This is a genomic window from Streptomyces sp. NPDC048277 (genome assembly GCF_040652235.1).
Taxonomy (GTDB): domain Bacteria; phylum Actinomycetota; class Actinomycetes; order Streptomycetales; family Streptomycetaceae; genus Streptomyces.
In genome coordinates, this window is record NZ_JBEZLQ010000005.1 from 307,471 (window position 1) to 331,849 (window position 24,379).

The 24,379-nt window shown below is 71.6% G+C and carries 22 protein-coding genes; 9 read left to right on the forward strand and 13 right to left on the reverse strand.

What is annotated here, in order from left to right; translation table 11 throughout:
* Positions 1–10 precede the first annotated feature (10 nt).
* Positions 11–796 (reverse strand): SDR family oxidoreductase, encoded by a 786-nt coding sequence (locus AB0D85_RS14290; protein WP_362318777.1) that lies wholly within the window; start codon positions 794–796, stop codon positions 11–13.
* Between the two features lie 210 nt (positions 797–1,006).
* Between AB0D85_RS14290 and AB0D85_RS14295 the strand changes: the two genes are divergently transcribed.
* From AB0D85_RS14295 to AB0D85_RS14305, 3 genes are all read left to right on the forward strand, one after another.
* A complete protein-coding gene (locus AB0D85_RS14295; RefSeq protein ID WP_362318780.1) occupies positions 1,007–2,137 on the forward strand; it encodes a zinc-binding dehydrogenase in 1,131 nt (376 codons plus the stop codon).
* Entirely contained in the window at positions 2,127–3,305 is a 1,179-nt protein-coding gene (locus AB0D85_RS14300; RefSeq protein ID WP_362318783.1) for a DUF3500 domain-containing protein, read from the forward strand. Before AB0D85_RS14295 ends, AB0D85_RS14300 begins: the two co-directional genes overlap by 11 nt.
* Before the next feature lie 248 nt (positions 3,306–3,553).
* Positions 3,554–4,420, forward strand: a complete 867-nt coding sequence (locus AB0D85_RS14305) for an alpha/beta hydrolase (protein ID WP_362318786.1) — start codon at positions 3,554–3,556, stop codon at positions 4,418–4,420.
* 312 nt (positions 4,421–4,732) lie between these two features.
* Here the strand turns inward: AB0D85_RS14305 and AB0D85_RS14310 are convergent, their stop codons facing one another.
* The 8 genes from AB0D85_RS14310 to AB0D85_RS14345 all read right to left on the reverse strand — a co-directional run bounded on the left by AB0D85_RS14310 (position 4,733) and on the right by AB0D85_RS14345 (position 12,941).
* Positions 4,733–6,061, reverse strand: a complete 1,329-nt coding sequence (locus tag AB0D85_RS14310; RefSeq protein ID WP_362318789.1) for an amidohydrolase family protein — start codon at positions 6,059–6,061, stop codon at positions 4,733–4,735.
* Between the two features lie 55 nt (positions 6,062–6,116).
* The gene (locus AB0D85_RS14315) at positions 6,117–7,634 is read right to left on the reverse strand and encodes an FAD-dependent oxidoreductase (RefSeq protein WP_362318792.1); all 1,518 of its coding nucleotides are present in this window, start codon (positions 7,632–7,634) and stop codon (positions 6,117–6,119) included.
* Positions 7,631–8,533: an alpha/beta fold hydrolase gene (locus AB0D85_RS14320; RefSeq protein WP_362318794.1), complete on the reverse strand. Its 903-nt coding sequence runs from the start codon at positions 8,531–8,533 to the stop codon at positions 7,631–7,633. The genes AB0D85_RS14315 and AB0D85_RS14320 overlap by 4 nt, the downstream gene beginning before the upstream one ends.
* Before the next feature lie 18 nt (positions 8,534–8,551).
* A complete protein-coding gene (locus AB0D85_RS14325; RefSeq protein WP_362318797.1) occupies positions 8,552–9,382 on the reverse strand; it encodes an alpha/beta hydrolase in 831 nt (276 codons plus the stop codon).
* A gap of 648 nt (positions 9,383–10,030) precedes the next feature.
* The gene (locus AB0D85_RS14330) at positions 10,031–10,384 is read right to left on the reverse strand and encodes a DoxX family protein (RefSeq protein ID WP_362318799.1); all 354 of its coding nucleotides are present in this window, start codon (positions 10,382–10,384) and stop codon (positions 10,031–10,033) included.
* A gap of 94 nt (positions 10,385–10,478) precedes the next feature.
* Positions 10,479–11,333 carry a fumarylacetoacetate hydrolase family protein gene (locus tag AB0D85_RS14335; RefSeq protein WP_362318802.1) on the reverse strand — a complete coding sequence of 285 codons (855 nt, stop codon included), beginning with the start codon at positions 11,331–11,333 and terminating at the stop codon, positions 10,479–10,481.
* Between the two features lie 59 nt (positions 11,334–11,392).
* Positions 11,393–12,079, reverse strand: a complete 687-nt coding sequence (locus AB0D85_RS14340; protein ID WP_362318804.1) for a VOC family protein — start codon at positions 12,077–12,079, stop codon at positions 11,393–11,395.
* Positions 12,080–12,098: 19 nt separating this feature from the next.
* Positions 12,099–12,941 (reverse strand): alpha/beta fold hydrolase, encoded by an 843-nt coding sequence (locus AB0D85_RS14345; protein ID WP_362318807.1) that lies wholly within the window; start codon positions 12,939–12,941, stop codon positions 12,099–12,101.
* 95 nt (positions 12,942–13,036) lie between these two features.
* On the opposite strand from AB0D85_RS14345, the gene AB0D85_RS14350 reads away from it, so the two are divergent.
* Both AB0D85_RS14350 and AB0D85_RS14355 read left to right on the forward strand, forming a co-directional pair.
* Entirely contained in the window at positions 13,037–13,705 is a 669-nt protein-coding gene (locus AB0D85_RS14350; protein WP_362318809.1) for a TetR/AcrR family transcriptional regulator, read from the forward strand.
* Positions 13,702–14,343: a polysaccharide deacetylase family protein gene (locus tag AB0D85_RS14355; RefSeq protein ID WP_362318812.1), complete on the forward strand. Its 642-nt coding sequence runs from the start codon at positions 13,702–13,704 to the stop codon at positions 14,341–14,343. The genes AB0D85_RS14350 and AB0D85_RS14355 overlap by 4 nt, the downstream gene beginning before the upstream one ends.
* A 141-nt stretch (positions 14,344–14,484) precedes the next feature.
* Here the strand turns inward: AB0D85_RS14355 and AB0D85_RS14360 are convergent, their stop codons facing one another.
* Positions 14,485–15,693, reverse strand: a complete 1,209-nt coding sequence (locus tag AB0D85_RS14360) for a metallophosphoesterase (protein ID WP_362318814.1) — start codon at positions 15,691–15,693, stop codon at positions 14,485–14,487.
* A gap of 116 nt (positions 15,694–15,809) precedes the next feature.
* Here AB0D85_RS14360 and AB0D85_RS14365 point away from each other — a divergent pair, with 116 nt between their 5' ends.
* Positions 15,810–15,986 (forward strand): hypothetical protein, encoded by a 177-nt coding sequence (locus AB0D85_RS14365; protein WP_362318816.1) that lies wholly within the window; start codon positions 15,810–15,812, stop codon positions 15,984–15,986.
* Between the two features lie 98 nt (positions 15,987–16,084).
* Here the strand turns inward: AB0D85_RS14365 and AB0D85_RS14370 are convergent, their stop codons facing one another.
* Entirely contained in the window at positions 16,085–17,005 is a 921-nt protein-coding gene (locus tag AB0D85_RS14370; RefSeq protein ID WP_362318818.1) for an NADP-dependent oxidoreductase, read from the reverse strand.
* A gap of 311 nt (positions 17,006–17,316) precedes the next feature.
* Here AB0D85_RS14370 and AB0D85_RS14375 point away from each other — a divergent pair, with 311 nt between their 5' ends.
* The 3 genes from AB0D85_RS14375 to AB0D85_RS14385 all read left to right on the forward strand — a co-directional run bounded on the left by AB0D85_RS14375 (position 17,317) and on the right by AB0D85_RS14385 (position 21,042).
* Positions 17,317–19,134: an ABC transporter ATP-binding protein gene (locus tag AB0D85_RS14375; RefSeq protein WP_362318821.1), complete on the forward strand. Its 1,818-nt coding sequence runs from the start codon at positions 17,317–17,319 to the stop codon at positions 19,132–19,134.
* A 166-nt stretch (positions 19,135–19,300) separates the two neighbouring features.
* The gene (locus tag AB0D85_RS14380) at positions 19,301–19,981 is read left to right on the forward strand and encodes an NUDIX domain-containing protein (protein WP_362318824.1); all 681 of its coding nucleotides are present in this window, start codon (positions 19,301–19,303) and stop codon (positions 19,979–19,981) included.
* Between the two features lie 74 nt (positions 19,982–20,055).
* Entirely contained in the window at positions 20,056–21,042 is a 987-nt protein-coding gene (locus AB0D85_RS14385; RefSeq protein ID WP_362318826.1) for an aldo/keto reductase, read from the forward strand.
* On the opposite strand, the gene AB0D85_RS14390 is transcribed toward AB0D85_RS14385, so the two are convergent.
* On the reverse strand, positions 21,036–23,045 hold the full coding sequence (locus AB0D85_RS14390; protein WP_362318829.1) for a beta-galactosidase: 2,010 nt from the start codon (positions 23,043–23,045) through the stop codon (positions 21,036–21,038). The two genes, AB0D85_RS14385 and AB0D85_RS14390, sit on opposite strands and share 7 nt — an antisense overlap.
* A complete protein-coding gene (locus tag AB0D85_RS14395) occupies positions 23,042–24,355 on the reverse strand; it encodes a glycoside hydrolase family 36 protein (protein WP_362319266.1) in 1,314 nt (437 codons plus the stop codon). The genes AB0D85_RS14390 and AB0D85_RS14395 overlap by 4 nt, the downstream gene beginning before the upstream one ends.
* Positions 24,356–24,379: the final 24 nt, after the last annotated feature.

Consider the following 24,379-nt stretch of genomic DNA (forward strand, 5'->3'; position numbering starts at 1 on the left):
GTGTCGGTTTTCAGAGGCTTGCGATGAGACCGCCGTCGACGCGGATCACCGAGCCGGTGATGTACGAGGCACGAGTGCTCGCGAGAAAGGCGACGGCGGCCGCGTATTCGCGGGGTTCGCCGTAGCGGCCCACGGGGATCGACGCGACGCTCTCGGCGGCGGTCTGCTCGACGCTCCTGCCCTCCCGCTCGGCCTTGGCCCGGTCGAGGTACTGGGTACGGCCGGTGCCGATCCGGCCGGGAACGACCACGTTGCAGGTGACGCCGTCGGCCGCGACCTCCCGTGCCAGCGTCTTGGACCAGCCCAGGAGGCTGCCGCGCAGGGCGTTGGACAGTCCCAGGCCGGGAATGGGCGCGATCACGCCGGAACTGGCGCTGGTGATGATCCGTCCCCAGCCCCGCGTTCTCATCAGTGGGGCGACACGGTCGGTGATGGTGATCACCGACAGGACCATGCTCTGGAAGTGCTTCAGCCAGAGTTCCGGATCCTGGTCCAGAACCGCCGAGGGCGGCGGCCCTCCCGTGTTGTTGACGAGGATGTCCACCGGGCCCAGGGCGCCCTCGACGGAAGAGATGTGGGCATCGACGGAGCCCGGCTGCCCCAGGTCCCATGCAAGGGCCATGGCCGTTGCGCCGCTTTCCTCCACCGACTTAGCGGTCCGGTCCGCGGCCCGCGGGTCGATGTCGGCGACGGCGACGTTCGCCCCTTCCGCCGCGAGGGCCCGTGCGATCGCCCCGCCGAGACCTCCGCCTCCGCCCAGCACCAGGGCGGTCCTGCCCGAAATTCCCAGATCCACAGTTCACTCCCGGATTTCGCGGTTTCCGAATGACTGTGGCACGCGTTTTTATCCGCCTGCCAATAGGAAATAACCCCAGGTTCCATAAGGGATGCCTATGTGTCCGGTGTGGGCAATGGGCCGGGGCAACGGCAATGATTGTGCACGGGGAAAGCGAGCGTTCTTTTCGCTGGTTCTCGACACCACTCAAGGCCGTGACTGGAGGCCCTTATGTCCTTGCCCGAAACCATGCAGGCCGCGGTGCTGGGCGAGCCCGGCGCCCTCGCCGTCACCGAGCTGCCCGTACCGCGGGTGGGTCCCGAGGACGTGCTGGTGCATGTCCGCAGGGCATCGCTGTGCGGAACAGATCTGAAGATCCGCAGCAGGCAGTTCTTCGAGGGCGGAGGACCCGCGGCCGGCGAGTTCGTGCCGGGCCACGAGTACGCGGGGGCCGTCGTCGCCGTGGGCAGCGCCGTGCACGAGTTCCGGATCGGCGACCGCGTCGTGACCGAAGCCCACCGCGGCTGCATGCGCTGCGCCAACTGCCTGGCCGGCGCCTACACGGAGTGCCTCAACTACGGTCTACGGCACACCGGACACCGGGTGCAGGGGATGACCGTGAACGGCGGCTTCGCGGAGTACGCCCTCAACCACGTCTCGACGCTCCACCGGCTCCCGGACACCGTCGGCTTCGACACGGCGGTCGTGCTCACCACCGTCGGCACCGTGATGCATGCCTTCGACGTACTGGGCACGCTGCTCGTCGGCGCCACGGTGGCCGTGATCGGGCCCGGCCCCATCGGCCTGCTCGCGGTCCAGGTCGCCCGTGAACTCGGCGCCCGGACGGTCGCTCTGATCGGTACCCGGGAGACACGGCTGGCGATCGGCAAGTCGTACGGCGCGGACCTGGTGCTCAACTCGCTGCAGGACGACGCCGTGGCCGCGGTCCGGGAAGCGACCGACGGCATCGGCGCCGACATCGTCCTGGAATGCTCGGGAGCCCCCAGCGCGGTCGACGACGCACTCCGTATGTCCAGGCGGTCGGGGAAGGTGGTGCTCGTCGGCTTCTTCGAGCAGCCGGTGCGGGCCGACCTCAACCACGCCGTGATGAACGGCATTTCGATCCAGACCGTCCGCGGTGAGGGCACCGGCTCGGTGGCACGCGCCGTCGGTCTCGCCGCCCGAGGGCGCCTGCGCACCGCGGAACTGGTCACCCATCACTTCCCGCTCGACGACGTCGCCGAGGCGTTCGACACCTACGCCGAACGCCGGGGCAACGCCATCAAGGTGATGCTCGACATTTCCGAGGACGCCGAGGAGGATCCGTCGGCGCAGGACGTGGAGCCGGCCCGTGCCGCATGAGGACAACGGCCCGGTGCCCGCCGCCACGGCAGCCGGACGTGAGAAGGCGGCCTCCGCGATGGCCGAAGCGGCCACCACCTGGCTGGGCAGCCTGACCGAGGACCAGCTCACCCTCGCCGCCCACGGCTCCCCGCTCGATCCCGATGCCGAGGCAGAGCGGCTGCGATGGTTCTACACGCCCACCGACCACGGCGGGCTGGCCGTCCGGGACCAGACTCCCCGTCAGCAGAGCCTGGCCATGCGGCTGGTGGCCACCGGACTCTCACCCGGGGCCTTCGCCACGGTCGCCACGGTGATGGGTCTGGAGAACGTCCTGGACCAGCTGGAAGGGTGGCACCGCAACTGGGGCCGGCAGCGCGGCCGGGACCCCGGGCTGTACTGGCTGCGGCTCTTCGGCCGCCCCGGCGATCCGGTCTGGGGCTGGCGGTTCGGCGGCCACCACATCTCCCTGAACAACCTGATCGTCGCGGGCCGGCTCGTCTCCACGACTCCCTGTTTCATCGGCGCGGACCCGGCCACGACCGAGCTGCTCGGCGGCACCCTCCGTCCTCTGGAGGGCGCCGAAGACGTGGCGCGCCAACTCGCCCGGACCCTCGGCGCCCGCCAGCTGAGCCAGGGACTGCTCCACCCGTCGGCGGTGTCGGACATCGTCTCCGGCAACCGGCCGCGAGTCCGCCACGGCGACACGATGATGCACATGCAGGACCTGTGGCGGGGCACGTTCGCCGACCCCGCCCTGGACCGGCTCGTCGACGACATCGACCGCCGGGCCGAGGCCGGCAGCGGATACACCGAGGCCGACCACGCGCGCGTGGCCATCACGATTCCCCCCAAGGGCATCAGCGCCCGCGACCTCGACGAGGAGCAACGCCACCTGCTGCGGCGACTGCTCGCCACCTACACCGGGCGAGCGCCGCGGGACCTCGCGGACGGCTACGACACCCACTACGCCGAGCAGGCGTCGCTCGACGAGGTCCACTTCGGCTGGGCGGGCAGCACGGCCGCCGGAGAGCCGCACTACTACCGCGTCCAGGGCCCCGGCATCCTCATCGAGTACGACAACACCCAGCGCCACGCCAACCACGCCCACTCGGTGTGGCGCGACCTGACCGCGGACTTCGGACTCGACGTACTCGCCGAGCACCGGGCACGCACCGTCCACGACTGAGATGCCGACGCGGGCTCCGCACGGCGTGGCTTGCGCGCGAAGCACCACATCCCCCGACGGAGCACCCCGACCTGACCGTGGTCGGCGACGCCGCCCACGGCGCCGAAGCAGTACGCCAGACCGCCGCCCTCCGTCCCGACGTCGTCCCGTGTGCATAGCTGGCCGGAACACCCGGGCGACGTCAACCCGCTACTCCGGATGACCGACCCGTATGGCGCCCGCAGCGGCGCCGGGAGGAGAAACAAGGCATGAGCAGCATCCAGATGCATGTACTCGCCGGGTTCCTGAAACTCACCCGCAAGCGCAGAACGGCCCCGGATCCCGCCGCTGCCACGGCGAAGCCGCCACGTCCACCGGCGAAACTGGTGGACCGGCACGCGGTGAGCACCCGAACCGTCGGCGGGTTCGAATGCCACACCGTCGCACCACGCGACCGCGAGGCCGAGCGTGCCGTGGTCTATCTCCACGGCGGGGCCTACATCAGCCACCTCTCGCCCCAGCACTGGCAGCTGATCTCACACCTGGCCGATGCCGGGCTGCGGGTCGAGGTGGCGCACTACGGCCTCGCCCCCCGCCACACCTACCGTGACGCCTATCCCTTCGTCACCACCGTCTACGACGAGCTGCTCGGCCAAGTGGACCGCGGCCACGTCACGATCATGGGAGACTCCGCCGGCGCCGGGCTCGCTCTGGGCGTGGCGCAGAGCCTCTCCGACGCGGGCCTGCCGCAGCCGGGCCGGCTCGTGCTGATCGCGCCCTGGCTGGACCTGACCCTGTCGAACCCCGCCATTCCCGAGGCCGAGGCCCGGGATCCGTGGCTCACCAGCAGCAGCCTGCTCGAAGCCGGCCGCGGCTGGGCCGGCGGCGACGACCCCGGCCAGCCGCGTCTCAGCCCGATCAACGGAGCGCTCACGGCCCTGCCGCCCGTCGACGTCTACATCGGCACGCGTGATCTCTTCTACCCCGATGTCCGCCGTCTGCAGGAGCTCGCCAAGGAGGAGAAGGCCGAGGTGAACGTCACCGTGTGCCAGGGGGCGGTCCATGTCTACCCGCTGGTCCCCGCTCCGGAGGGCCGGGCCGCAGCCCGCGCGATCGTGCGATCGCTGGTTTCCTGAGCCGGCCGTCACGGTCGCCCGCCACGGGCTTTCACACGGAGGGGGAAGCCTGATTTCGCTGCCGCCGTGGTGCCGAGGCGGCTGCCCAGCGCGCGCATGGTCAGGCTGTCGTTGCCCGTCGCGGGACCCGGTTCACGAGTGGCGGGCGCGCCTTCGCGGGCGGCGCTGTGCCGCTGGGGCGTCATGTCCCGCTCTCGCGCTGGGTGATGATGAGGCCGCTCATGGCGGGAAGTCCGGACCTCGTGCCGACCCGGGGGGAGACGGGTCGGCACGAGGAGTCCCCACCTCGCCGGGCCGCCGGTGTGCCGGGTGTCAGTCCTGTGTGCCGCCGGATTCGCGCATCGTGTGCAGGAGCCGTTCCCCGGACTCGCGCAAGCGGTCCTTCACATCGTCGAGGCCGGTCGCGATCAGGGCGTGGTCGCGCTTGCGCCACCGCCCGGCGATCATCACGGCTTCGATGTTCGCGATGTCGGCGTGCAGAGCCGTCGCGACAGGGTCGTGGGCGGGCCAGAGGTTGAGGGCGCGGGCGTCGACGGCCACGAGGTCCGCCTGCATGTCCGCCGCGATACGGCCGACCCGGTCGGCCAGGCCGAGCGCCTTCGCTCCTTCGACCGTCGCCCATGCCAGCGCCTGCTTGGCCGTGACCGACGGCGTGTCGGCGTACATGCCGGTCGTCCGGCGATGCCGGGCGTGGTCGAGGCTGCGCTGGTGGGCGAGTGCCATGCGAGCGGCCGTCAGCACCTTGCCGGGTACGACGGTGTCCACGTCGGTGCCGAGCGAGGGCGCCGCGCCCAGGCGCAGCAGCGGTCCGGTGACGGGGATGCCGTGGCCCTGGCCGAGTTCGTTCTCGGGGGTGGTGGTGAAGGTGACGCCGGCGTCGACGAGCGTCCTGATCCAGTCCTCGGGCAGGTCGGCTCCGTGCACGACGTTGGTGCGGGGGCCGAACAGGTCAGCGGTGCGCAGGGCCTCCCAGCCGGGCGAGGGCTCACCGCCGCTCTGGTGCGTCGACGCGACGAGTCCGCGTTCGGCGGCGGCCCGGAAATCGGCCACCGCGGTCTCGGGCGAGGAGTACTGCGGCCCCTGGAGCGCCATGCCGAGGGTGAGGAGGGGGTTGCCGCTGACGGGGCCGTCGAGCAGCCGGTCGATCTCGGCGAGCGGGTGCGGGATGTCGGGGGCCCGGTAAGGGGTGCCGTGCAGGAAGACGGCGCGGATACCGGACCGTACGAGACCCTCGACGGCGGCGTCCGCGTGCTCGGGCGTGAGACTGTTGTGGCACCAGTCGCCGAGGGTGGTCGTACCACAGTTGATCTGGTTCAGCGCTCCGGCGAGGTTGCTGATGTGCATGTCGTCGGGCGTGTAGTGGCCGACGCACTCGCCGTGGAGGTGGGTGAGGTACTCCATCAGCGTCCAGTCGGCGCCCACGGACCGCAGCGCGGTCTGCCAGGTGTGCAGATGGACGTTGACCAGGCCGGGAATGACGATACGGCCCGAGAAGTCGACGACCTCCGCGCCGGCCGACGGCAGGTCCTCGCCGACGGCGGCGATGCGATCGCCGTCGACGAGGATGTCGACCCGTTCGGTGTCCGGACGGTCCGGGGCCATCGTGATGACCTGCGCGCCCCGCAGGAGCGTGCGGCTCATGCGTCGGCCCCGGCGGAGGTGCGGCTCTGCTGGAACATGGTGCGGCTCTCCTTGGCTAAGGCGTCATCGCCTGCGCGGCTTTGTGCGTGGTGGTGAGGAAGTCCCGGGTGGCGATGTGCCCGAGGTAGCCGTCGGGACGGATCAGCAGCAGCGTGTCGCCAGCCAGGCCGAAGGCACGCTGCAGCGTGTTCGAGAGGTCGGTGAGGGCGCCGCCGGGCCCGACGGTGATCCTCTTCAACCGGGCCCCCGCTGCGGGCCAGTTGAGGTTGCCGAGGGCTTCGGCGGCGTCGGCACCGTAGGCGATCGCCGTGAAATCGGGCCCGCGCAGGACGTCGAAGAGCCGGATCTGCCGGCCGTCGGCATCGAGCAGCTCGGCGTCCGGGGCCCGGTCTCCCACCCGCAGGGTGGGGGTGCTCTCGCCGTCGGCCGGGGCGAGCGGGCCGCCGAAGTAGCTGAGGGCGAGCTGCTGTTCGTCCTTGCCGCGCTTCATGCTGGACGGGTCCAGCCTGGCGATCCCGGCCCACTTCTCCGTGGACAGCCCGAGGACGCCCGCGGCGATCGGCTGCCGTTCGGCCTCGTAGGTGTCCAGCAGCCGGGCGTCGGCCCCGGCGAGGACCTGGGCGATCTTCCAGCCGAGGTTGTAGGCGTCCTGGATACCGGTGTTCAGACCCTGGGCGCCGGCGGGGGTGTGGACGTGCGCGGCGTCGCCGGCCAGGAAGACGCGTCCCCGGCCGTAGTGCTCGGCCAGGCGGATGTTGGGCCGGAACACCGACGTCCAGTGGATGTCGTGCAGTTCGATGCGCCGGTCGCGGGTGTGTTCCCTGATCCTGCGGACGATGGCGTCCTTCTCCCGGGGCGGCTCCTCGTCCGGCGTCAGCCGGACGATCCACTGGAAGGCGTCGCTGTGCGGGATCGGACAGGCGCCGATCAGCCGTCCGCCCGGCCGCGGCCACATGTGCCACCGGTTGCGGGCCAGGCCCGTCACCGAGGCGTCGACGATGAGCATGCGGTCGCTCTCGTCGGTCGACCCGGCGAACCCGATGTCCAGCCGCCTGCGGACGCCGCTGGCACCGCCGTCGGCTCCCACCACGTACCGGGCGGTGATCTCCTCGATGCCGTCGACACCCGCCACCTTCACGGTGACCGTGTCCGCGTCCTGCGTCAGCTCGACCATCTCCCTGCCGAACTCGACGCCGAGGCCCAGCTGTCGGAGCCGGGCGTGCAGGGCGCGGTCGGTGCGGTACTGCGGGATCAGCCAGGTGTTGGGGTAGGGGACGTCCGCGGTGGCCTCTCTGTGCGGGAACATCTTCCACGGAAGGGTGAGCGGCCCGCCGTGGAGGCCGAGCTTGGGATAGATGTCGCCGCCGGCCAGTACGTCGTCGAGCGCGCCGAGGTCGTCGAGCACCTCCAGGCTGCGCGGCTGGACGCCCTTGGCCCGGGAGCCGTCGAAGGCGTGCGGGGACTTGTCGACGATCCGGACGTCGAGACCGCGTCGTACGAGATCGATCGCGAGCGCCGAACCGGCCGGGCCCGCGCCGACGACCAGGACGTCGATCGGCTTGGGGTCGTTCATGAGTCGAGCCTTTCCTTGCTGGATGCCACGAAGGAGGCGATCCGGTCGGCCACCTCGTGGGGTCGTTCGAAGGGCGCCATGTGCCCGCAGTCGTCGATCACGTGGTCCCGCTGTGGCATGAGCAGCGCGCGTGCCGTGCCGAGCTGATCGATCGGGGTGACGTGATCGTCCGCGCCCCACAGCAGCAACGTCGGGATGCGCAGGGCTCCGGTGCTCCGGTAGAGGTCCTCGCGCCCGGAGAACGGCAGGTGCTGCAGCGTGTCGAAGAAGGCGTACAGCGAGCCCTCGAAGCGGTAGGCGTCGAGGACCATCGCGGTCAGTGTCTCGGCCTTCTCGGGGTCGCGCACGTTGTGCCCGAGGTGACCCGTGAGCAGGTGGAGGCCGCGGCGCCGGGCCACGAAGCCGGCCAGCACGTCACTGCGCAGCAGCCGGTCGGGGGAGACGGCCCTGCGGGGGGCGAGGCCGGCGGGACCGGCCAGGGTGAGGGTGGCCAGGGCGGAGCGGTACCGGGCGGCGTACGTCATCGCGATCAGCGCGCCCATGGAGGTACCGACCAGGTGCACCGGCCGCGTCAGACCGAGCCTGTCCGTCAGCTCGGCGAGCTGACGGACGAAGAGCGTCTCGTCGTACGTCGCCCGGACCCGGTCGGAATAGCCGCGCCCGTACAGGCTGCAGGCGAGGGTGCGCAGGCCGCGGGCGTGCAGTTCGGGGACGAGGCCGTCCCAGTAGAACAGGGGGATGGTGAGCCCGCCGACCAGGACGGCGACCTCTCCGTCCTCCGGTCCGGTCAGCTCGTAGTGCGTGATGCCGTCGGACAGTTCGACGAAGGTGCCGCGCAGCTCGCCCCGGGAGCGGTCGTCGAGGCGACGGTCCTCGCCCGGGGCTACGAAGTACTTCATGGGGGAGTCTCCTTGGCGTCAGCGGCAGGTGTCGGCGCAGGAGCCGAGGAACCTCTCGACGGTGTCGGCGAACCACCGCGGTTCCTCCTCCGGCAGCAGGTGTCCGCCGTCGGGGTGGATCAGCTCCTGGGCGCCGGGGATGTCCCGGGCGAAGTGCTGGCCGTCGATGCCCGCGCTGCGCAGCACCAGCGTGGGCACGGCGATCCGCGGGATCTGTGCGCTGCGGTCCGGTTGGTCGGTGTTGCAGAAGTCGACGAAGGCGGAACGGTTGCCGGGCCGGCTCATCAGCTGGTACGCCCGGTCCACCATGGCGTCGTCCACGATCTGTGAGCGGGGGCCGACGGCCGTACGCAGGTTGCGTTCGACGGCCCGGCGCGGCATGGCCCGGCGCAGCAGGGGGCGCAGGAGCGGGTTGCGGGTCAGCCGCATGCCCGCGGGCACCGTCTTCTCGGGGTACCCGGTGGCGTTGACCAGCACCAGGCCGGTGAGCCGCTCCGGATGGTCCAGCGCGTGGTTCCAGGCGATGTTGCCGCCCAGCGAGTTGCCGGCCACGGCGTAGCGCGGCACTCCCAGCGTCTCCAGGAAACGCGCCACGGTCGCGGCGTACGCCGTCACGCGGTAGTCGCGGTCGCGGCGCGGGCCGGTCAGCCCGAATCCCGGCAGGTCGGGGCGGATGACGTCGTACGACCGCGCGAGCAGCGCCGCCGCACGGTCGAAGTGCTGGAGCGACGAGGCGCTGCCGTGCAGCAGCACCAGCGCGGGGCCGCTTCCCGCGCGTTTGCAGTGGATCCGCATGCCGTCCACCGCGACGAACCGGGAGTCGGGCTGCGGCTCAGACCAGGTGTTCATATTGGCTACGGTGTATCCGATAAGGTGGACGTGTCAAGTGGAAGCGGGTGTGCGCTTCGCGCAGGGGTTGGGCAAGGCGGCGGTCGGCAGTGCTGCGTGCATGGGGCCGGCGGGCCGCTCTGTCGATGCGTGCCCTGGCCCGGCGCCCGGGCTCGGCCACCCTCTACCGCGACTTCGGCAACCGCGCGGGGTTGGTGGCGCTTGTCGCGGAGAACGCCGCGACGGGTCGGGCCGGCAGCATGCGCTGCGGACGGTGGCCCAAGCCAGGTTGGACGCCCTGGGGCGGCCCGGAACGCCGCCCGCCTGCTGGTCGAACAGGTCCCGGTCGGTCCGAACGCGATGGCATTGCGGGAGAAGTGCATCACGGTCCTGCGCGACAGCGGCTTCGAGCCCGGGGGCGCCGCAGATGAGGCGCCCCCTCCTTCCGCGCCGGGCGGTCGCGCCGACCCTGTTGCCCGCGGCGCTCGGCTGCGCCGGGGACGCGGGTCACCAGCAGCAGGTTCACCGGCGAGCGGCACCGCCGTGAGGAACGCGGCGAGGACGCGGCGACCACCATCCGCGCTCAGCCGGACATCGCCCGGTGAATCCCGCACTTCAACTCCTCGGGCGACGTAGCCCTGATCGCCGTAGTGCCGACATCCGGTTCGGTCAGGAGGCCGCCATGTGCAGGAGCAGGACCGCGAGCGCCACCGCGCCGAAGAGTGCCGCGGGGACGATGGTCTTGAGGGCGTCCTTGACGCGCAGATGCGCTCGGACGGCGCCGGCGAGCAGCACCAGCAGCGCGGCGACGGCTGTCACGCCGAGAGGCCGGAGCCACAAGCCGAGGACCACACCGGCCGCGCCTGCAAGTTCCAGCAGGCCGATGACGCGGAGGGCGAGAACCGAGTAGCCGAGGTGGCGCGCCTCGGCCTCGGCGGAGGGACGGACAAGAGCCTTGGGGAGGCCGGCTGCGACGAAGCCGAGGGCCAGCAGGACGGACAGGACAGCGGTGGCTGTGAACATCGGGATTCCTCGGACGGAAGGGGGCCGGGCGCAGCCGCCCGGCGGTGGCTGAGGCGCGGGGAAGGGCACTGAGGCCGAAAGCGGAAGGCTCTGCTCAGACGCAGGTGTTGGCGAGGGTGCCCAGGCCCTCGATCGTGGAGCGCAGGACGTTGCCGGGGCTCAGGTAGCGGGCGGGTGCGCGGGAGAACCCGACGCCGCAGGGGGTGCCGGTGAAGAGCAGGTCGCCTGGGCGCAGTTCCACCACACCGGACAGGTGGCTGATCAGCGCGGGGATGTCGAAGACGAGGTCCCGGGTGCGGCCGCTCTGGACGGTCTCGTTGTCCAGGGTGCAGGTCAGGGTGAGGTCGGTGGGGTCGTCGAGTTCGTCGAGGGTGGTGATCCACGGACCGATCGGGCTGAAGGCCCGGTGGCTCTTGGCGAGGCTGAACTGGGGCGGCGTTCCGGCCAGCTGGCCGGTGCGCTCGGAGATGTCCTGGCCGACGCAGAAGCCGGCGACGTGGTCGAGGGCCTTGTGAGCGGGAATGTCGCGGCCACCCCGGGCGAGCACGACAACGAGTTCGATCTCCCAGTCGCAGGTCGTGGTGGGCAGCGGGATGTCCTCGGCCGGCCCCGCGACGGAGGAGGGGAATTTGGTGAACACCAGCGGGGCGTCGGGGACGCCCAGGCCGGTTTCCGTACCGTGTGCCCGGTAGTTGAGGCCGATGGCGAAGATCTGGCCGGGCGCGGTGACAGGTGGGCCGAGGCGAGTCGCGTCGGCCGCCAGGTCGATGAGCGTGGTGGACGTGTCCGGGGCGGGGCGGGCGGTGGCGAGCCAGTCACGGATCTCCGGGATCAGCGTCAGGGCCGAGTCGGGGTGCGCGGGAAAGCGCCCGTGGGAGGCGGTTTCGAGGTCGATCACGCCACCGGTGGTGACGATCACGGCTCGGCCGCCGAGGTTGGCGAGCTTCATGAGGGGCCTTTCTGGAAGGGGCCCGGGCTGCGGGCGCGGGCCCCGGGTGGTGCCGGAGGTCAGTTCTCCACCTTGACCGGGGGCTCTGTGTCGCTGAGCAGTTCCCGCAGTTGCTCGTCCGTGGCGGTGGCCAGGAACCCGTAGATCTCGTCGGGGAAGTTGAGGTGGGGTTTGGTGCGGTCCAGCGCGGGCTGCGGCAGTGCTTCGGCGGGTCGCCGGTAGTCGGCCGGTTGCCGGTAGCGGGCGAGTTCCGCTTCGTCGATACCGGCCAGGGCGACGACCTCTGGATCGATCCAGGCCCGGTCGTCGATCGCTTCGCCTGCGGTGACTTCGAGCACCAGGCCCTCGGGTCCGCCGAAGTAGACGGACCGGCAGAAGCCGTGGTCGACGGGGCCGATCGCCATGATGCCGCGGCTGCGGATGCGGTCGCGCAGGGTCAGCAGGTCCTCGACGCTGTCGAGGTCGAAGGCGACGTGCTGCATGGCGCCCGCGGTGACCGGGCTGGTCGGGGTGGCGGCGTGCGTGAGGCCCCACTCGGTCTTGCCGGGGTTGTCGGGGTGGTGGACGAAGGCGATGTACGAGGTGGGGTTGAGCTCCAGGAACGCGTGCATGGCGCCCTCGGCGCCGTGCATCCAGTACAGGGCCTTCAGCTCGCAGCCGAGCACGTCCGTGAAGAACTCGATCTGGGCCTTGATGTCCCGGGTGGCGATGGCGAGATGGTTGACGCCGCGGGGGTGGACGGTCATGTCGATCACTCCTTTGTGATCACGCGGCGACGGCGGAGTCGGCGCGCAGGATCTTGTGGCACCAGTCGCCGACCACGCGCGCGTAGTCGGCGGTGTGGAAGAGCATCAGCTGATGGACGCCCTCCGGATGCACGTGCAGCTCCACCGGGCCTCCGGTGGAGCCGACGACGGCACGGGCGATGTCCGGGGTGAAGACCGGATCCTTCTCGCCGACGGTGAACAGGATCGGCTTGGTGTTCCTGGCCAGCGGGACCTCGGGCTCGTACCGCATCACCGATCCCCACGAGGCCAGGTCGTAGGACCAGGTGTTGAGCGGATCCTGGCGCTTCTGCCGGTCCGCGCCCGCGTAGCCGTAGTCCTCGTCGAAGTCGTAGAAACGCCCGATGTCGAACTGCAGGGCATCCCCGAAGCGCGCGATGAGCTGCTCGTACGCGTCCGAACGGAACGGGTTGTCGGCTGGGATCATCGGCGAGGAGGGGATGGCGTACCCCATGAGCACGGCCCCGGCGAACACCTCGGACGCGGCGTAGGCGCAGTAAGCGGCGGCGGCTCCCAGTGACGAGCCCTTCACGAACACCGGAAGCCCCGTCTCGGCGGCGATGTGCCCGCCCAGGTCGACGGCCGCGGTCACCCACTCGTCCAGGGTGAAGCGCCCGGCCGGCCGGATCGTCCGGGAACGGCCGTGGCTCGGCGCGTCCATGGACCACACCTCGGCGCCGAGCCCCGCGTAGTGCGCGGCGAAGTTGTCGTAGATCCCCCCGTGCCCGCCGATGCCGTGCTGGACGAGCAGCACGTGGTCGGCCCGCGGATGGGGATAGCGGTAGGCGAAGGTCTCGCCGACCACGTGGTCTTCACGTTTCATATCGGCCTCCAGATGGCGGACGTCCCTCCGCCAGATGTTGATGAGTATCAACTTTAAATTGATGGGGGTCAACATCTGCGGTTAGCATTGCGGTCATGAGCGCTGCCACCCCGCGAACCGGCCGACCGCCGGCCGATCTGTCCCCCGCGACCCTCGACGAGATCTTCGGCGCGGCGCTGAGGATGTTCGCCGAGAAGGGCTACGACGGAGCGTCCGTCGCGTCGCTCAACCGGGAGCTGGGGGTCAGCCACAACCTCATCCACCAGCGCTTCGGCTCCAAGGAGAAGCTCTGGTACGCCACCGTCGACTGGGCCTTCGCAGGCATCGCCGCCGAGTTGCTCCCGGAGCTGGAGAACACCGAAGGCGGGCCGCTGGAGCAGACGCGCCGGATCATCCGCCGCTTCGTCCTCGTCCACGCCCGCCGCCCCGAGGTGCTCCGCCTCGTCAACATCGAGGGCGTCGCCGAGACGCCCCGGCTCTCCCATCTGTACGAACACCACATCGAACCGGTCCTCACTCCGCTCACCGCGCCCCTGCGCGGCCTGATGGACAGCGGTGAGATCGCTCCGGTGCCTGTCCGCACCCTGCACTTCCTGATCGCGCACGGCGCCAGTGCCCCGTACAGCCTGCGGGGCCTCGCCCGCCACATCGGTCCCGGCGACCCGCTCGATCCCGATGCCGTCGCAGAACATGCCGGCCTCGTGGCCGACCTGGTCATCGGGGGACTCAAATACCGCACGGAGCACGCCGGGGAACGGCCGTGAAGGTCACACTGACCTTCGACAACGGCCCTACGGCGCCGGTCACCTCAAAGGTCCTCGATGTACTGACCGGACATGGAGTGAAGTCCACGTTCTTCCTCGTCGGCGAGAACCTCACCGACCCGGCCAACCGCGCCGTCGCCGAACGTGCCGCAGCGGAGGGCCACTGGATCGGCAACCACACGCTGACTCACTCCGTGCAACTCGGCGACAGCCCCGACCTCGCCACGGCAGAGCGTGAGATCGGCGAAGCGCAGCGCCTCATAGGGGAGTTGGCCACCCCCGGACAGCTGTTTCGCCCCTACGGGCGTGGGGGTGTCCTCGATCGACGCCTGCTCAGCCGGCCGGCCCTCGTCTACCTCCAGCAGCACGCATTCACCTGCGTGCTGTGGAACAGCGTTCCCCATGACTGGGACGACCCGGACGGATGGGCCGACGCCTGCCTGGCCGACATCCCGACCCGCGACTGGAGCCTGGTCGTCCTCCACGACCTGCCCACCGGGGCGATGCGTCATCTCCCCCGCTTCCTCGAAGCGTTGGAGAGTCTGGGAGCCGACATCGTTCAGGACTTCCCGCCGGGCTGCGTCCCGATCCGGGACGGCCGCCTCCGCGAGCCGCTGGATCACCTCGTGGTCGACTGACCGGGCTGTGGCCCCATGGCGTCGACTGATCCCAGGGCGGCGCCGGGTGCGCCGATGACGGCGATGCGCCAGGAGCGCTCCGCCCCCTTCCTGGGGGGAGGTGGTACGGGCGTCACACGTCGCCCACCTGTGTAGACATGGCTACTTGTGCGGGGAGCGGAGGACGAGCAGGGTGATCTCGCTGGGGGCGAAGACGCGGAACGGCGGGCCCCAGAAGCCGGTGCCGCGGCTGGTGTAGAGGAGGGTGCGGGCTCCGTGGCGGCTGAGGCCGGCGAGGGCGGGCTGGTCGATGCGGACCAGGTGGTGGAAGGGCCAGATCTGGCCGCCGTGGGTGTGGCCGGAGAGCTGGAGGTCGATGCCGCCGGCTGCCGCGCGGTCGACGAACTTGGGCTGGTGTGCCAGGAGCAGGACGGGAAGGTCCGGGTCGGCGCCGTCCAGGGCTCCGGCGAGGTGGGCGCGGTGGCCTTCCAGGCCGGAGGACTCGGCGGTGACGTCGTCGACGCCGGCGACCACGAGGGTGTCGCCTCCGCGTTCGAGCAGCAGATGGCGGTTGCGCAGCGGCTCCCAGCCCAGCTCCTCCATCAGGTCGACCCAGCCCTGGGCCTCGCTGTAGTACTCGTGGTTGCCGGTGACGTACACCCGGGCGCGGGTGGCCCGTACGGTACCGAGTGGGACGGCCTGGGCGCGGCGGCGTTCGGCGGTGCCGTCCGCGATGTCGCCGGTGTGGCAGACCAGGTCGGCTTCCAGGGTGTTCACCGTCTCGCACACCCGTGCCGACCAGCGGGCGCGGTCGAGCGGGCCGTAGTGGGTGTCGGTGATGAGGGCGACACGCAGGCCGTCCAACCCGGCACCCAGTCGCGGGAGTTGCACGTCGAGTCGGCGTACGCGTGGCACCCGGCGGGCCTCGGCGTACCCCCAGGCGAGCAGTACGGCGGTGACGCCGAGGACGGCCCAGGCGACGATCCGCGCCCGGTCCTGGCTCTCGCCGACGCCGGTCACGGTCAGGGTGAGCCGCAACAGGACGCCGAGCAGAACGGACCAGGTGAACAGGACCCAGCTGGCGCCCAGCAGGGTGTCGCCGACGATCGCCGCCCGGTCCTGCTGGCGTCTGCCGTGACCGCGCGTCATCGCGAGCGGCATCCCGATGAGGCCGAGGGCGAACAGGGCGGTGCCGGCCAGGGTGACGGGCAGCGGCCAGTGCTGGCCGCCGTACAGGAGCACCCAGCAGGGCACGGCCCACAGCAGGACGGGGGCGATCAGCGGGATGTAGCGCATCAGCCGGTGCAGTCGGCTCTGCCGCGGCGCCTCCGCTTCCCCTTCGGCGGGCCGGGTGTCGCTGGTGTCGGTCACGCTTCCCCTCCCTGGCAAGACTGCCGTCTCGCGCACTGTATCCGGTCGCCCGGGACGGCTGGACTCTGCCGCCGACACCTCCCTCGGCATGAGCCCGAGTGAGAGGGGACAGCCGCGTGAGTGAGATCCCGAGCCCCGGCAGGTGTCGCGGCAGCGTCGAACTGCAGATCGACCGGGTCGTCGTCGCGTCCCTCGAACAGGCCACCGTCCATGTGCGCTGCCTGCGGGGACCGGTCCGCCGCGGTGCCCTCCGGCAGGCAGCCGTCACACGGCCCTACGACAATTCTTGTTGATCGCCAGGTCAGGGCAGCGAGGACCCGCGGGGTGCTGCGGTACCTGACCCGACCGCCGTCCCCGTCCCCGTCCCCGTCCCCGTCGGCGTCGACGACGCTCAGTCCTCCGCCACCCGGATGATCGTCTTGCCCTGTGCGCGCTTCTGCGGGGCGAACGCGGTCGGCGCCTCGGCGAGCGGCAGGACCGCGCCGACGATCGGCTTGAGACGTCCGTCCCGGAGCCGTGTGACGAGGTCGGCGAGGCGCGCGCGGTCGGGTTCGACGACGAAGAAGACCGCCCGCCCGTCCGCCGGGTGGACGGTGACCGGCCGGGCGATGGTGACCAGTGTGCCGCCGGCGCGGACCAGCGCGGTGGAGCGGTCGAGGATCTCGCCGCCGATCACGTCGAACACCACGTCGACGTCACCGATGTCCTCGAGGCGCTCGGCCTGGAGGTCGACGAACGTGTGCGCGCCCAGCTTAAGCGCCTGCTGCCGGTCGGCGGCGCGGCCGGTGCCGATCACCTGGGCGCCCGCCGCACGGGCCAGCTGCACGGCGAGGGAGCCGACGCCGCCCGCGGCGCCGTGGATCAGCACCGTCTGGCCGGTGGTGAGCCGGGCGTGGTCGAACAGACCCTGCCAGGCGGTGAGCCCGGAGATGGGCAGGGCGGCGGCCGCGATGTGGTCGACGTCGGCCGGGAGCGGGGCGAGGTTGCGGGCCTCGACGGCGGTGTACTCGGCGAGCGAGCCGTCGCGGGTCCAGTCGGCGAGCCCGCACACCCGCTGGCCGACGGTCAGCCCGGTGGTGCCGTAGCCCAGCTCCGTGACCACACCGGACAGCTCGTGGCCGGGCACGCTCGGGGTGCGGTCACGGCCGGCCCGGTCGGTCCAGGTGCCGGGCCAGGTCAGCTCGCCGGGGGTGAACCCGGCGGCGTGGACGCGGACGATCACGTCGTTCTCCGCGGCGTGCGGGTGCGGCAGCTCCGTGAGGGCGAGGCCGGCGACTCCGGCGTCGCGGTCCTTGACGGTGATGGCGTGCATGGGGGTTCCTCCGGAGGTGGGGGAGGCGCAGCGGCGGGAGCCCGTCCCGGGCCGGGGTGACCATCCGCCGTGACCCATCTCAGCGCCCCGCGCCGGGCCCTGCCACCCGCCACCCCTCCGACTGGGCCATTCGCCCACGGCCCCGGCGAAGGTCGACCGCGTGTTCGCACCGTAGTCGACGGCCGGAAAAACACGTGGACTCCGCGGCCCCCGTCGCGGCACACTTCCCTTTCCTGACCTGCCGATTCCAGGCCGCCGCGGACATGCGACGGCCGACTCGGCATGCCGTACGACGACTACACAGGGTTGATATGACATCCTCAGTCGATTTACCTGCGACCGGACCCCGGCAGGGCGCGGTCCTGCTCGCGCTTCGTTACTACGGACGGGAGCTGGCCCGGCTCAAGTGGCTCACGCTGCCCGCGCTGCTGCTGCCGGCGCTCGGCAACATCGGAATCAACTACCTCGCACCGCTGGTGGTGGCCAAGCTGGTCGGCCGGATCGCCGACGGCCACGGCCTGGGCCTCGGCACCGCCCTGCCGTACGTCCTCGGCTTCGCCGGTGTCCTGCTGCTGGCGGAGGCGCTCTGGCGGATCGGTCTGCACTGCCTGAACCGCCTGGACGCGCTCGGCATCGAGCAGCTGTACGTCATCGGCATGGACGAACTGTTCGCCAAGGACGCCGCGTTCTTCCACGACAACTTCGCGGGGGCGCTCACCAAGCGGGTGCTGAGCTTCGCCACCCGCTTCGAGGAGTTCGGCGACACCCTGACCTTCAACATCGTCGGCAGCTTCGTACCGCTGGCGTTCGGGTCGGTCGTGCTGTGGCGGTACGAACCGCTGCTGGTCGTCACGCTGCTCGGGATGCTCGTGGTGACGGCGGTGTGCGTGGTGCCGCTGATCCGCCACCGGCAGCGGCTGGTCGCCCAGCGCGAGGAGGCGATCGCCCGGGTGTCGGGGCATGTCGCCGACAGCCTGATGAACATGGACACGGTCAGGGCGTTCGCCGCCGAGGAGCGGGAGGCCGCCGAGCACCGGCTGCGGGTCGCCGAGTCCCGGCGGCGCACCCTGCGGTCCTGGGACTACGGCAACCTGCGCATCGACACGTTCGTCGCGCCGATGTCCGTGCTGACCAACGCGGTGGGCCTGCTGCTCGCGGTGGCCCTGGCCGGCGGCGGGCACAGCGTGGAGGCGGTCGTGGTCGCCTTCACGTACTTCGGCAACGCGACCCGGATCATGTTCGAGTTCAACCAGATCTACCGGCGCATGGAGAGCTCCATGACCGAGGCGGCCCAGTTCACCGAGCTGCTTCTCGACCCGCCGACCGTGCTCGACCCGGAGGTCCCGGAACCGCTCGCGCCGCGGGCCGCCGGCGTCCGCTTCGAGAAGGTCTCCTTCACCCACGCGGGTGCGAAGCCCCTGTTCGAAGGGCTCGAACTGGAGGTACCCAGCGGGGCGAAGTTCGGGTTCGTCGGCCGGTCGGGCGGCGGAAAGACCACGCTCACCCGGCTGCTGCTGCGGATGACCGACATCGACGCCGGGCGGATCATGATCGGCGGCCAGGACATCAGCAGGCTGCGCCAGGCCGACCTGCGCAGCCAGATCGCCTACGTCCCGCAGGACCCGGCGATGTTCCACCGCACCCTGCGGGACAACATCGCCTTCGCCCGGCCCGGCGCCACCGACGCCGAGATCCGGCTCGCCGCCGAGGCCGCGCACGTCACGGAGTTCGCCGACGCGCTGCCGGACGGGTTCGAGACGATGGTGGGGGAGCGCGGGGTCAAGCTCTCCGGCGGCCAGCGGCAGCGGGTCGCCCTCGCCCGGGCGATCCTCCGGGACGCCCCGATCCTGCTCCTCGACGAGGCGACCAGCGCGCTGGACTCGGAGAGCGAGATCCTCGTCCAGGAGGCGCTGTGGCGGCTCATGGAGGGGCGCACGGCACTGGTGGTGGCACACCGCCTGAGCACGGTGGCCTCCATGGACCGGCTGGTGGTCCTCGACCGCGGCCGGATCGTCGAGCAGGGCACGCACCACGAACTGCTCGCCGCGGAGGGCGCCTACGCGAAGCTGTGGGAGCACCAGTCGGGGGGCTTCCTCGACGAGGACCCGGCGCGGGCCGAGGTGCACTAGGCGCTCCGCGGGAGGGGCCGAGGGTGCGTTGTCGGTTGGCTGCGGCCTTGTCGTGGCTGGTCGCGCAGTTCCCCGCGCCCCTTACGGGGCGCTGCCGGACGCGGGTGGGTGGTAGACAGGTGATCATGACTGATCTGTATGCCCCCGCCCGCCCGGCCGGCCTCCGATGACCGCCGGGATCGACACCCCCGACCGCCGGGGCCGCACCGGACTCGACCGCACCGGCCTGGACCTGACCGGCAACCCGCGCGTGAAGGTCCGGGAGGTGAGACTCCTGTCCAGTAACTGGTATGTCGAGCGGGCCACCACCTTCGACTACCAGCATGCCGACGGCAGTTGGCACACCGAGCAGCGCGAGACCCACGACCGCGGCAACGGCGTCACCCTGCTCCTCTACGACGCCGAGCGCGAAACCGTCCTGCTCACCCGCCAGTTCCGCTACCCGGCATACGTCAACGGCCACCCCGACGGCATGCTCACCGAGACCCCGGCCGGCCTCCTGGACCACGAGGCCGAGCACCCGGAGCACGCGGTCCGCCGGGAGGTCGTCGAGGAGACCGGCCATACCGTCGGTGAGGTCCGGCACGTCTTCGACGTCTACATGAGCCCGGGCTCGGTCACCGAACGGATCTCGTTCTACGCGGCGTCCTACGGCCCGTCGACCCGCACCCACGAGGGCGGCGGCCTCGACGAGGAGGGCGAGGACATCGAGATCCTCGAACTCCCCTTCCGCCGCGCCCTGGAGATGATCCGCACCGGCGAGATCGCCGACGCCAAGACGATCATGCTGCTGCAATGGGCGGCCCTGGACGGCCCGTTCGCACCGCGGCCCGACCCGGCCCCTTGACCTGAAGCGCACTTCAAGCTGAAGACTCCCCGACGTGCACCCGAGACCCGGGTGCGCGGACGGAGGAGATCCGCATGAAGTACCGCACCATCGGCAGCGCCCCGAAGAACCGCCGCGAGGTCAGCGTCCTCTCGCTCGGCGCCATGCTGTTCGGGTCCCGCACCGACGAGAAGACCTCCTTCGCCGTCCTCGACCGCTATGTCGAGGCAGGCGGGAACTTCATCGACACGTCCGACAACTACGCGTTCTGGGAGGACGGGAGCCAGGGCGGCCAGAGCGAGGAACTGCTCGGCCGCTGGCGGCGCAGCCGGGGCGTCGGCGACGAGATCGTCATCGCCACCAAGCTCGGCGCCCGCCCGCTGGCCCCGGGCACGAGCTACACCGACAACCCCGAGGGCCTGTCCGCGAAGGTGATCCGGGAGTCGGCCGAGCGCAGCCGTGAACGCCTCGGCGTCGAGAAGCTCGATCTCCTCTACGCCCACATAGAGGACCCCACCGTCCCGCTCCGCGAGACCGTCGAGGGCTTCGCCGCGCTCGTCGCGGAGGGCACCGTCGGCCTGCTCGGCGCCAGCAACCACGCCGTCTGGCGGCTGGAACGCGCCCGCGCCCTCGCCGCCGCGGCCGGACTGCCCGGCTACGAGGTGCTCCAGTACCAGCACAGCCATCTGCGCCCGCGCACCGACATCCCCGACGACCTGTTCCCGGACGGCAGCCTCGGCTCCGCCGACGCCCAGCTCCGCAGCTATCTGCGTGCGGAGCCGGACCTCACCCTGGTCGCCTACTCACCGCTGCTCAAGGGCGCGTACACCAACCCGGGCAGGCGACTGCCCGCCGACTACGACCACCCCGGCACCCCGGCCCGTCTCGCCGCGCTCGGCGAGGTGGCCCGGGAGACCGGCGCGAGTCCGAACCAGGTCGTGCTCGCCTGGCTGCTGGGCGGGCCGCTGCCGGTCGTGCCGTTGGCCGGGGTGTCGTCCGTGGCCCAGCTGGACGAGAACCTCGCCGCGGTGGACCTGGAGCTGACGCCCGGCCAGCGGGCCCGCCTGGACGCGGCTCACTGACCGCGCGGCTCCCGTACGACGGCGATGTCGCCCGGCGCCACGGTGACCGTGCCGTCGGCCGGCTTGCCGGAGAGGAGCTCCACCGAGCCGGGGGCGACCGGGAGTTCGGCACCCTGTCCCGCGTGGTCGATCACGAACACGTAGTCCGCGTCCGCGCCGCGCCGCCGGGCCACCTCCACGCCCTCCGGCGCGGTGCGGACCGCGGCCACGCCCGCCTCGGCGCGGATCCGGTCGAGCAGCCCCGCCAGCGTGTCCGCGTCCGGGAGCGTCGCGACGTACCACGCGCTGCCCGAGCCGTGGGCGTGCCGCGTCACCGCGGGCACCCCGGCCAGCGGACCGTCGGCGTACGACGTGACCGCCTCCGCGCCCTCCAGCCGCACCCGCTCCGACCAGAGCGACCCCGTGCCGCCCTCGCCGAGCGCCACGCGCTGGTCCGGCAGCAGCGGGAACAGCTCGTCCGTGAACACACCCAGCAGCTCCCGGAAGGCCCCCGGGTAACCGCCCAGCCGCACATGGCAGTTCTCGTCCACGGCACCGCTGTGGAAGCCGATGGCCAGCGTGCCGCCGGCCTCCGCGAAGGCCGTCAGGTTCGCCGCGCCCGTGTCGTCCACGAGGTACAGGGTCGGGGCGAGGACCGCCTTGTACGCCGACAGGTCCGCGTCCGGACGGACGAAGTCCACGGCCACACCGGCCCGCCACAGCGGCTCGTACCAGGACCGGACGACGTCCAGGTAGCGCAGCTCCTCGCTCGGCTGGGAGGGCAGCTCCACGGCCCAACGGGCGTTCCAGTCCCAGACGATGGCGACCTCGGCGGTGCCGGTGCTGCCGCGCACCTCGGCCAACGCCCGCAGATCCGCGCCCAGTCGGACCACGTCACGCCAGATCTGGCTGTCCGTGCCGGCGTGCGGCAGCATCGCCGAGTGCCACTGCTCGGCACCCGCCTTCGCCGCCCGCCACTGGAAGTAGGCGATGCCGTCCGCGCCGCGCGCCACATGGGCGAGCGCGTTGCGGCGCAACTCGCCGGGGTTCTTGGCCCGGTTGACGGGCTGCCAGTTGACCGCGCCCGTGGAGTGCTCCATCAGCAGCCACGGCCCGCCCGCCAGCGAGCGCATCAGATCGCCGCTCAGCGCGACGTCGATCTGCGACTCGGGGTCCGCGGACATCAGGTAGTGGTCGTTGGCCACCACGTCCAGCTCCGGTGCCCAGCGCCAGTAGTCGAGGGCGTCGAAGTTGTACATCACCATGAAGTTGGTGGTGGCGGGGATGGCCGGGGCCGCCTCCCGGAGCACGTCCCGCTCCGCCTTGTACAGCGACAGCAGTTCGTCCGAGCAGAAGCGCCGCCAGTCCAGCTGGTGCGTCGGGTTGGGTACGGCGCCGGTCGCGCGGGGCGGCAGGACCTCGTCCCAGTCGTAGTACCACTGGCTCCAGAAGGTGGTGCCCCAGGCGTGGTTGAGGGCCGCCAGGTCGTCGCCGTACCGGGCGCGCAGCCAGACGCGGAAGGAGGCCGCGCTGGCGTCGCAGTAGCAGGCCGCGTTGTGGCAGCCGTACTCGTTGTGGACGTGCCACATCTTCACGGCCGGGTGGCTCGCGTACCGGTCGGCGATCGCGCCCGTGATCCGCAGGGCGGCCTCGCGGTAGGCGGGGCTGCTCGGGCAGAACGTCTGACGGCTGCCGTAGGACAGGGTGCGGCCGTCGTGGTCCACCGGGAGCGCCTCGGGGTGGGCGCGGAAGAACCAGGCCGGGGGAGCGGCCGTGGGGGTGGCGAGGTCGGCGGCGATGCCGTTCTCGTGCAGCAGGCCGAGGATCCGGTCCATGCGCGAGAAGTCGTACACGCCCTCGGACGGTTCCATCAGCGCCCACGAGAAGATGCCGACGCTGACCATGTTCACGCCCGCCTCGCGCATCAGACGGACGTCCTCCTCCCACACCTCCTCGGGCCACTGCTCGGGGTTGTAGTCGCCGCCGTAGGCGATGCCGGGGACGGTGAGGATACGGTCGTTCATCGGTCAGCTCCGGTCAGAAGGCGGCGGGTCGTCTCCACGCCCCACTGGTCGAGGGAGAGCAGGCGGTCGCTGCTGGCCATCAGGCCGCCGACGGCCTCGACATGGGCCGCCCAGCGGGCGCGGGTCTCCACGGCGGGGCGGGCCATCAGACAGTCGGGGTCGTTGACCCAGAGGCGGCCGTGCTGCCACTGGCGGCCGACGCCGGTGAACTCCGCCGGGTCCTGGCCGGGCTGGCTGTAGTCGTCGGCCTCGGGGCGGCGGTGCGGGGCCGTGTCGGGGCTGACCCGCATCGCGTCGAACAGGCCGATGGAGGGCAGGATCGGGGCGCCGCAGCCCAGCAGATAGGCGTCGGCGCCGATCGCCTTCCGGATCAGGGCGATGCCGAGCCGGTAGGCGGTCAGCGCGTCCGCGCCCGAGTGCCGTACGCCGTCCAGGGCGCCCGCGTAGAGGAAGTCGACCTTGAAGTAGTCGTAGCCCTCGGCGCGCAGCGTCGTGAACACGTCGGTGAGGTAGGCCGCGGCGGCCGGGTGGGTGGTGTCCAGGACGTACAGGTCGTGACCCCAGTTGCGGCCCGCGTGCAGCGGGTTGCCGTCGGGGTCGCGGACCAGCCAGTCCGGGTACGTCTCGGCGAGGTCGCTCGCCGGGTCGACCAGGAAGGGCGCCGTCCAGATGCCCGCCCGGCGGCCGCGGGCGCGGATGGCGTCCGCGATGCCCTGCCGGGAGCGGAAGCGGCCCGACAGGGTCAGCCAGTCGCCCAGCGCGCTCTGGTAGCCGTCGTCGATCTGCACCACGTCGATCGGCAGGTCGAGGGTGTCCATCGCCCGCAGGTTCTCGTGGATGTCGTCCTCGGTGACGGCCGTGAAGTACTCGTACCAGGAGCACCAGACGGTCGGCGCCGGGCGGGGCGCCGGCAGGGCCAGCGAGGCGGCCCAGTCGGCGAGGACGGACTGGACGCCCGTGCCCGTCCACTCCTTGACCGGGCCGTCGGCCTCGACCTCCGCGACCCCGCCGGCCACGGTGAGCCGGATCGACGGCACCTCGTGCACGGGGTCCGTCGCCGCCCAGAGCCGGACCGGGGAGCCGTCGCCCGGGTCGAGCGCCAGCAGGCCCTCGCCCTGGAAGGCCCCGGCGGGCACAGTGCGGCCGGGGCGGTAACACACGGTCGCCCAGTTGTCGTTCGTCGGGCGGTACGGGGCGGCCCCGAGGGCATAGGAGCCGCTCGGCGACCAGGACTGCCAGCCCTCCTCGTGGACACGGGCGGTGCGCGTGTCCACGGGTACGGAGGCGACCGGGGTGAACGGGTTGTGCACGGGGTTCTCTTTCACGGGAGGCCG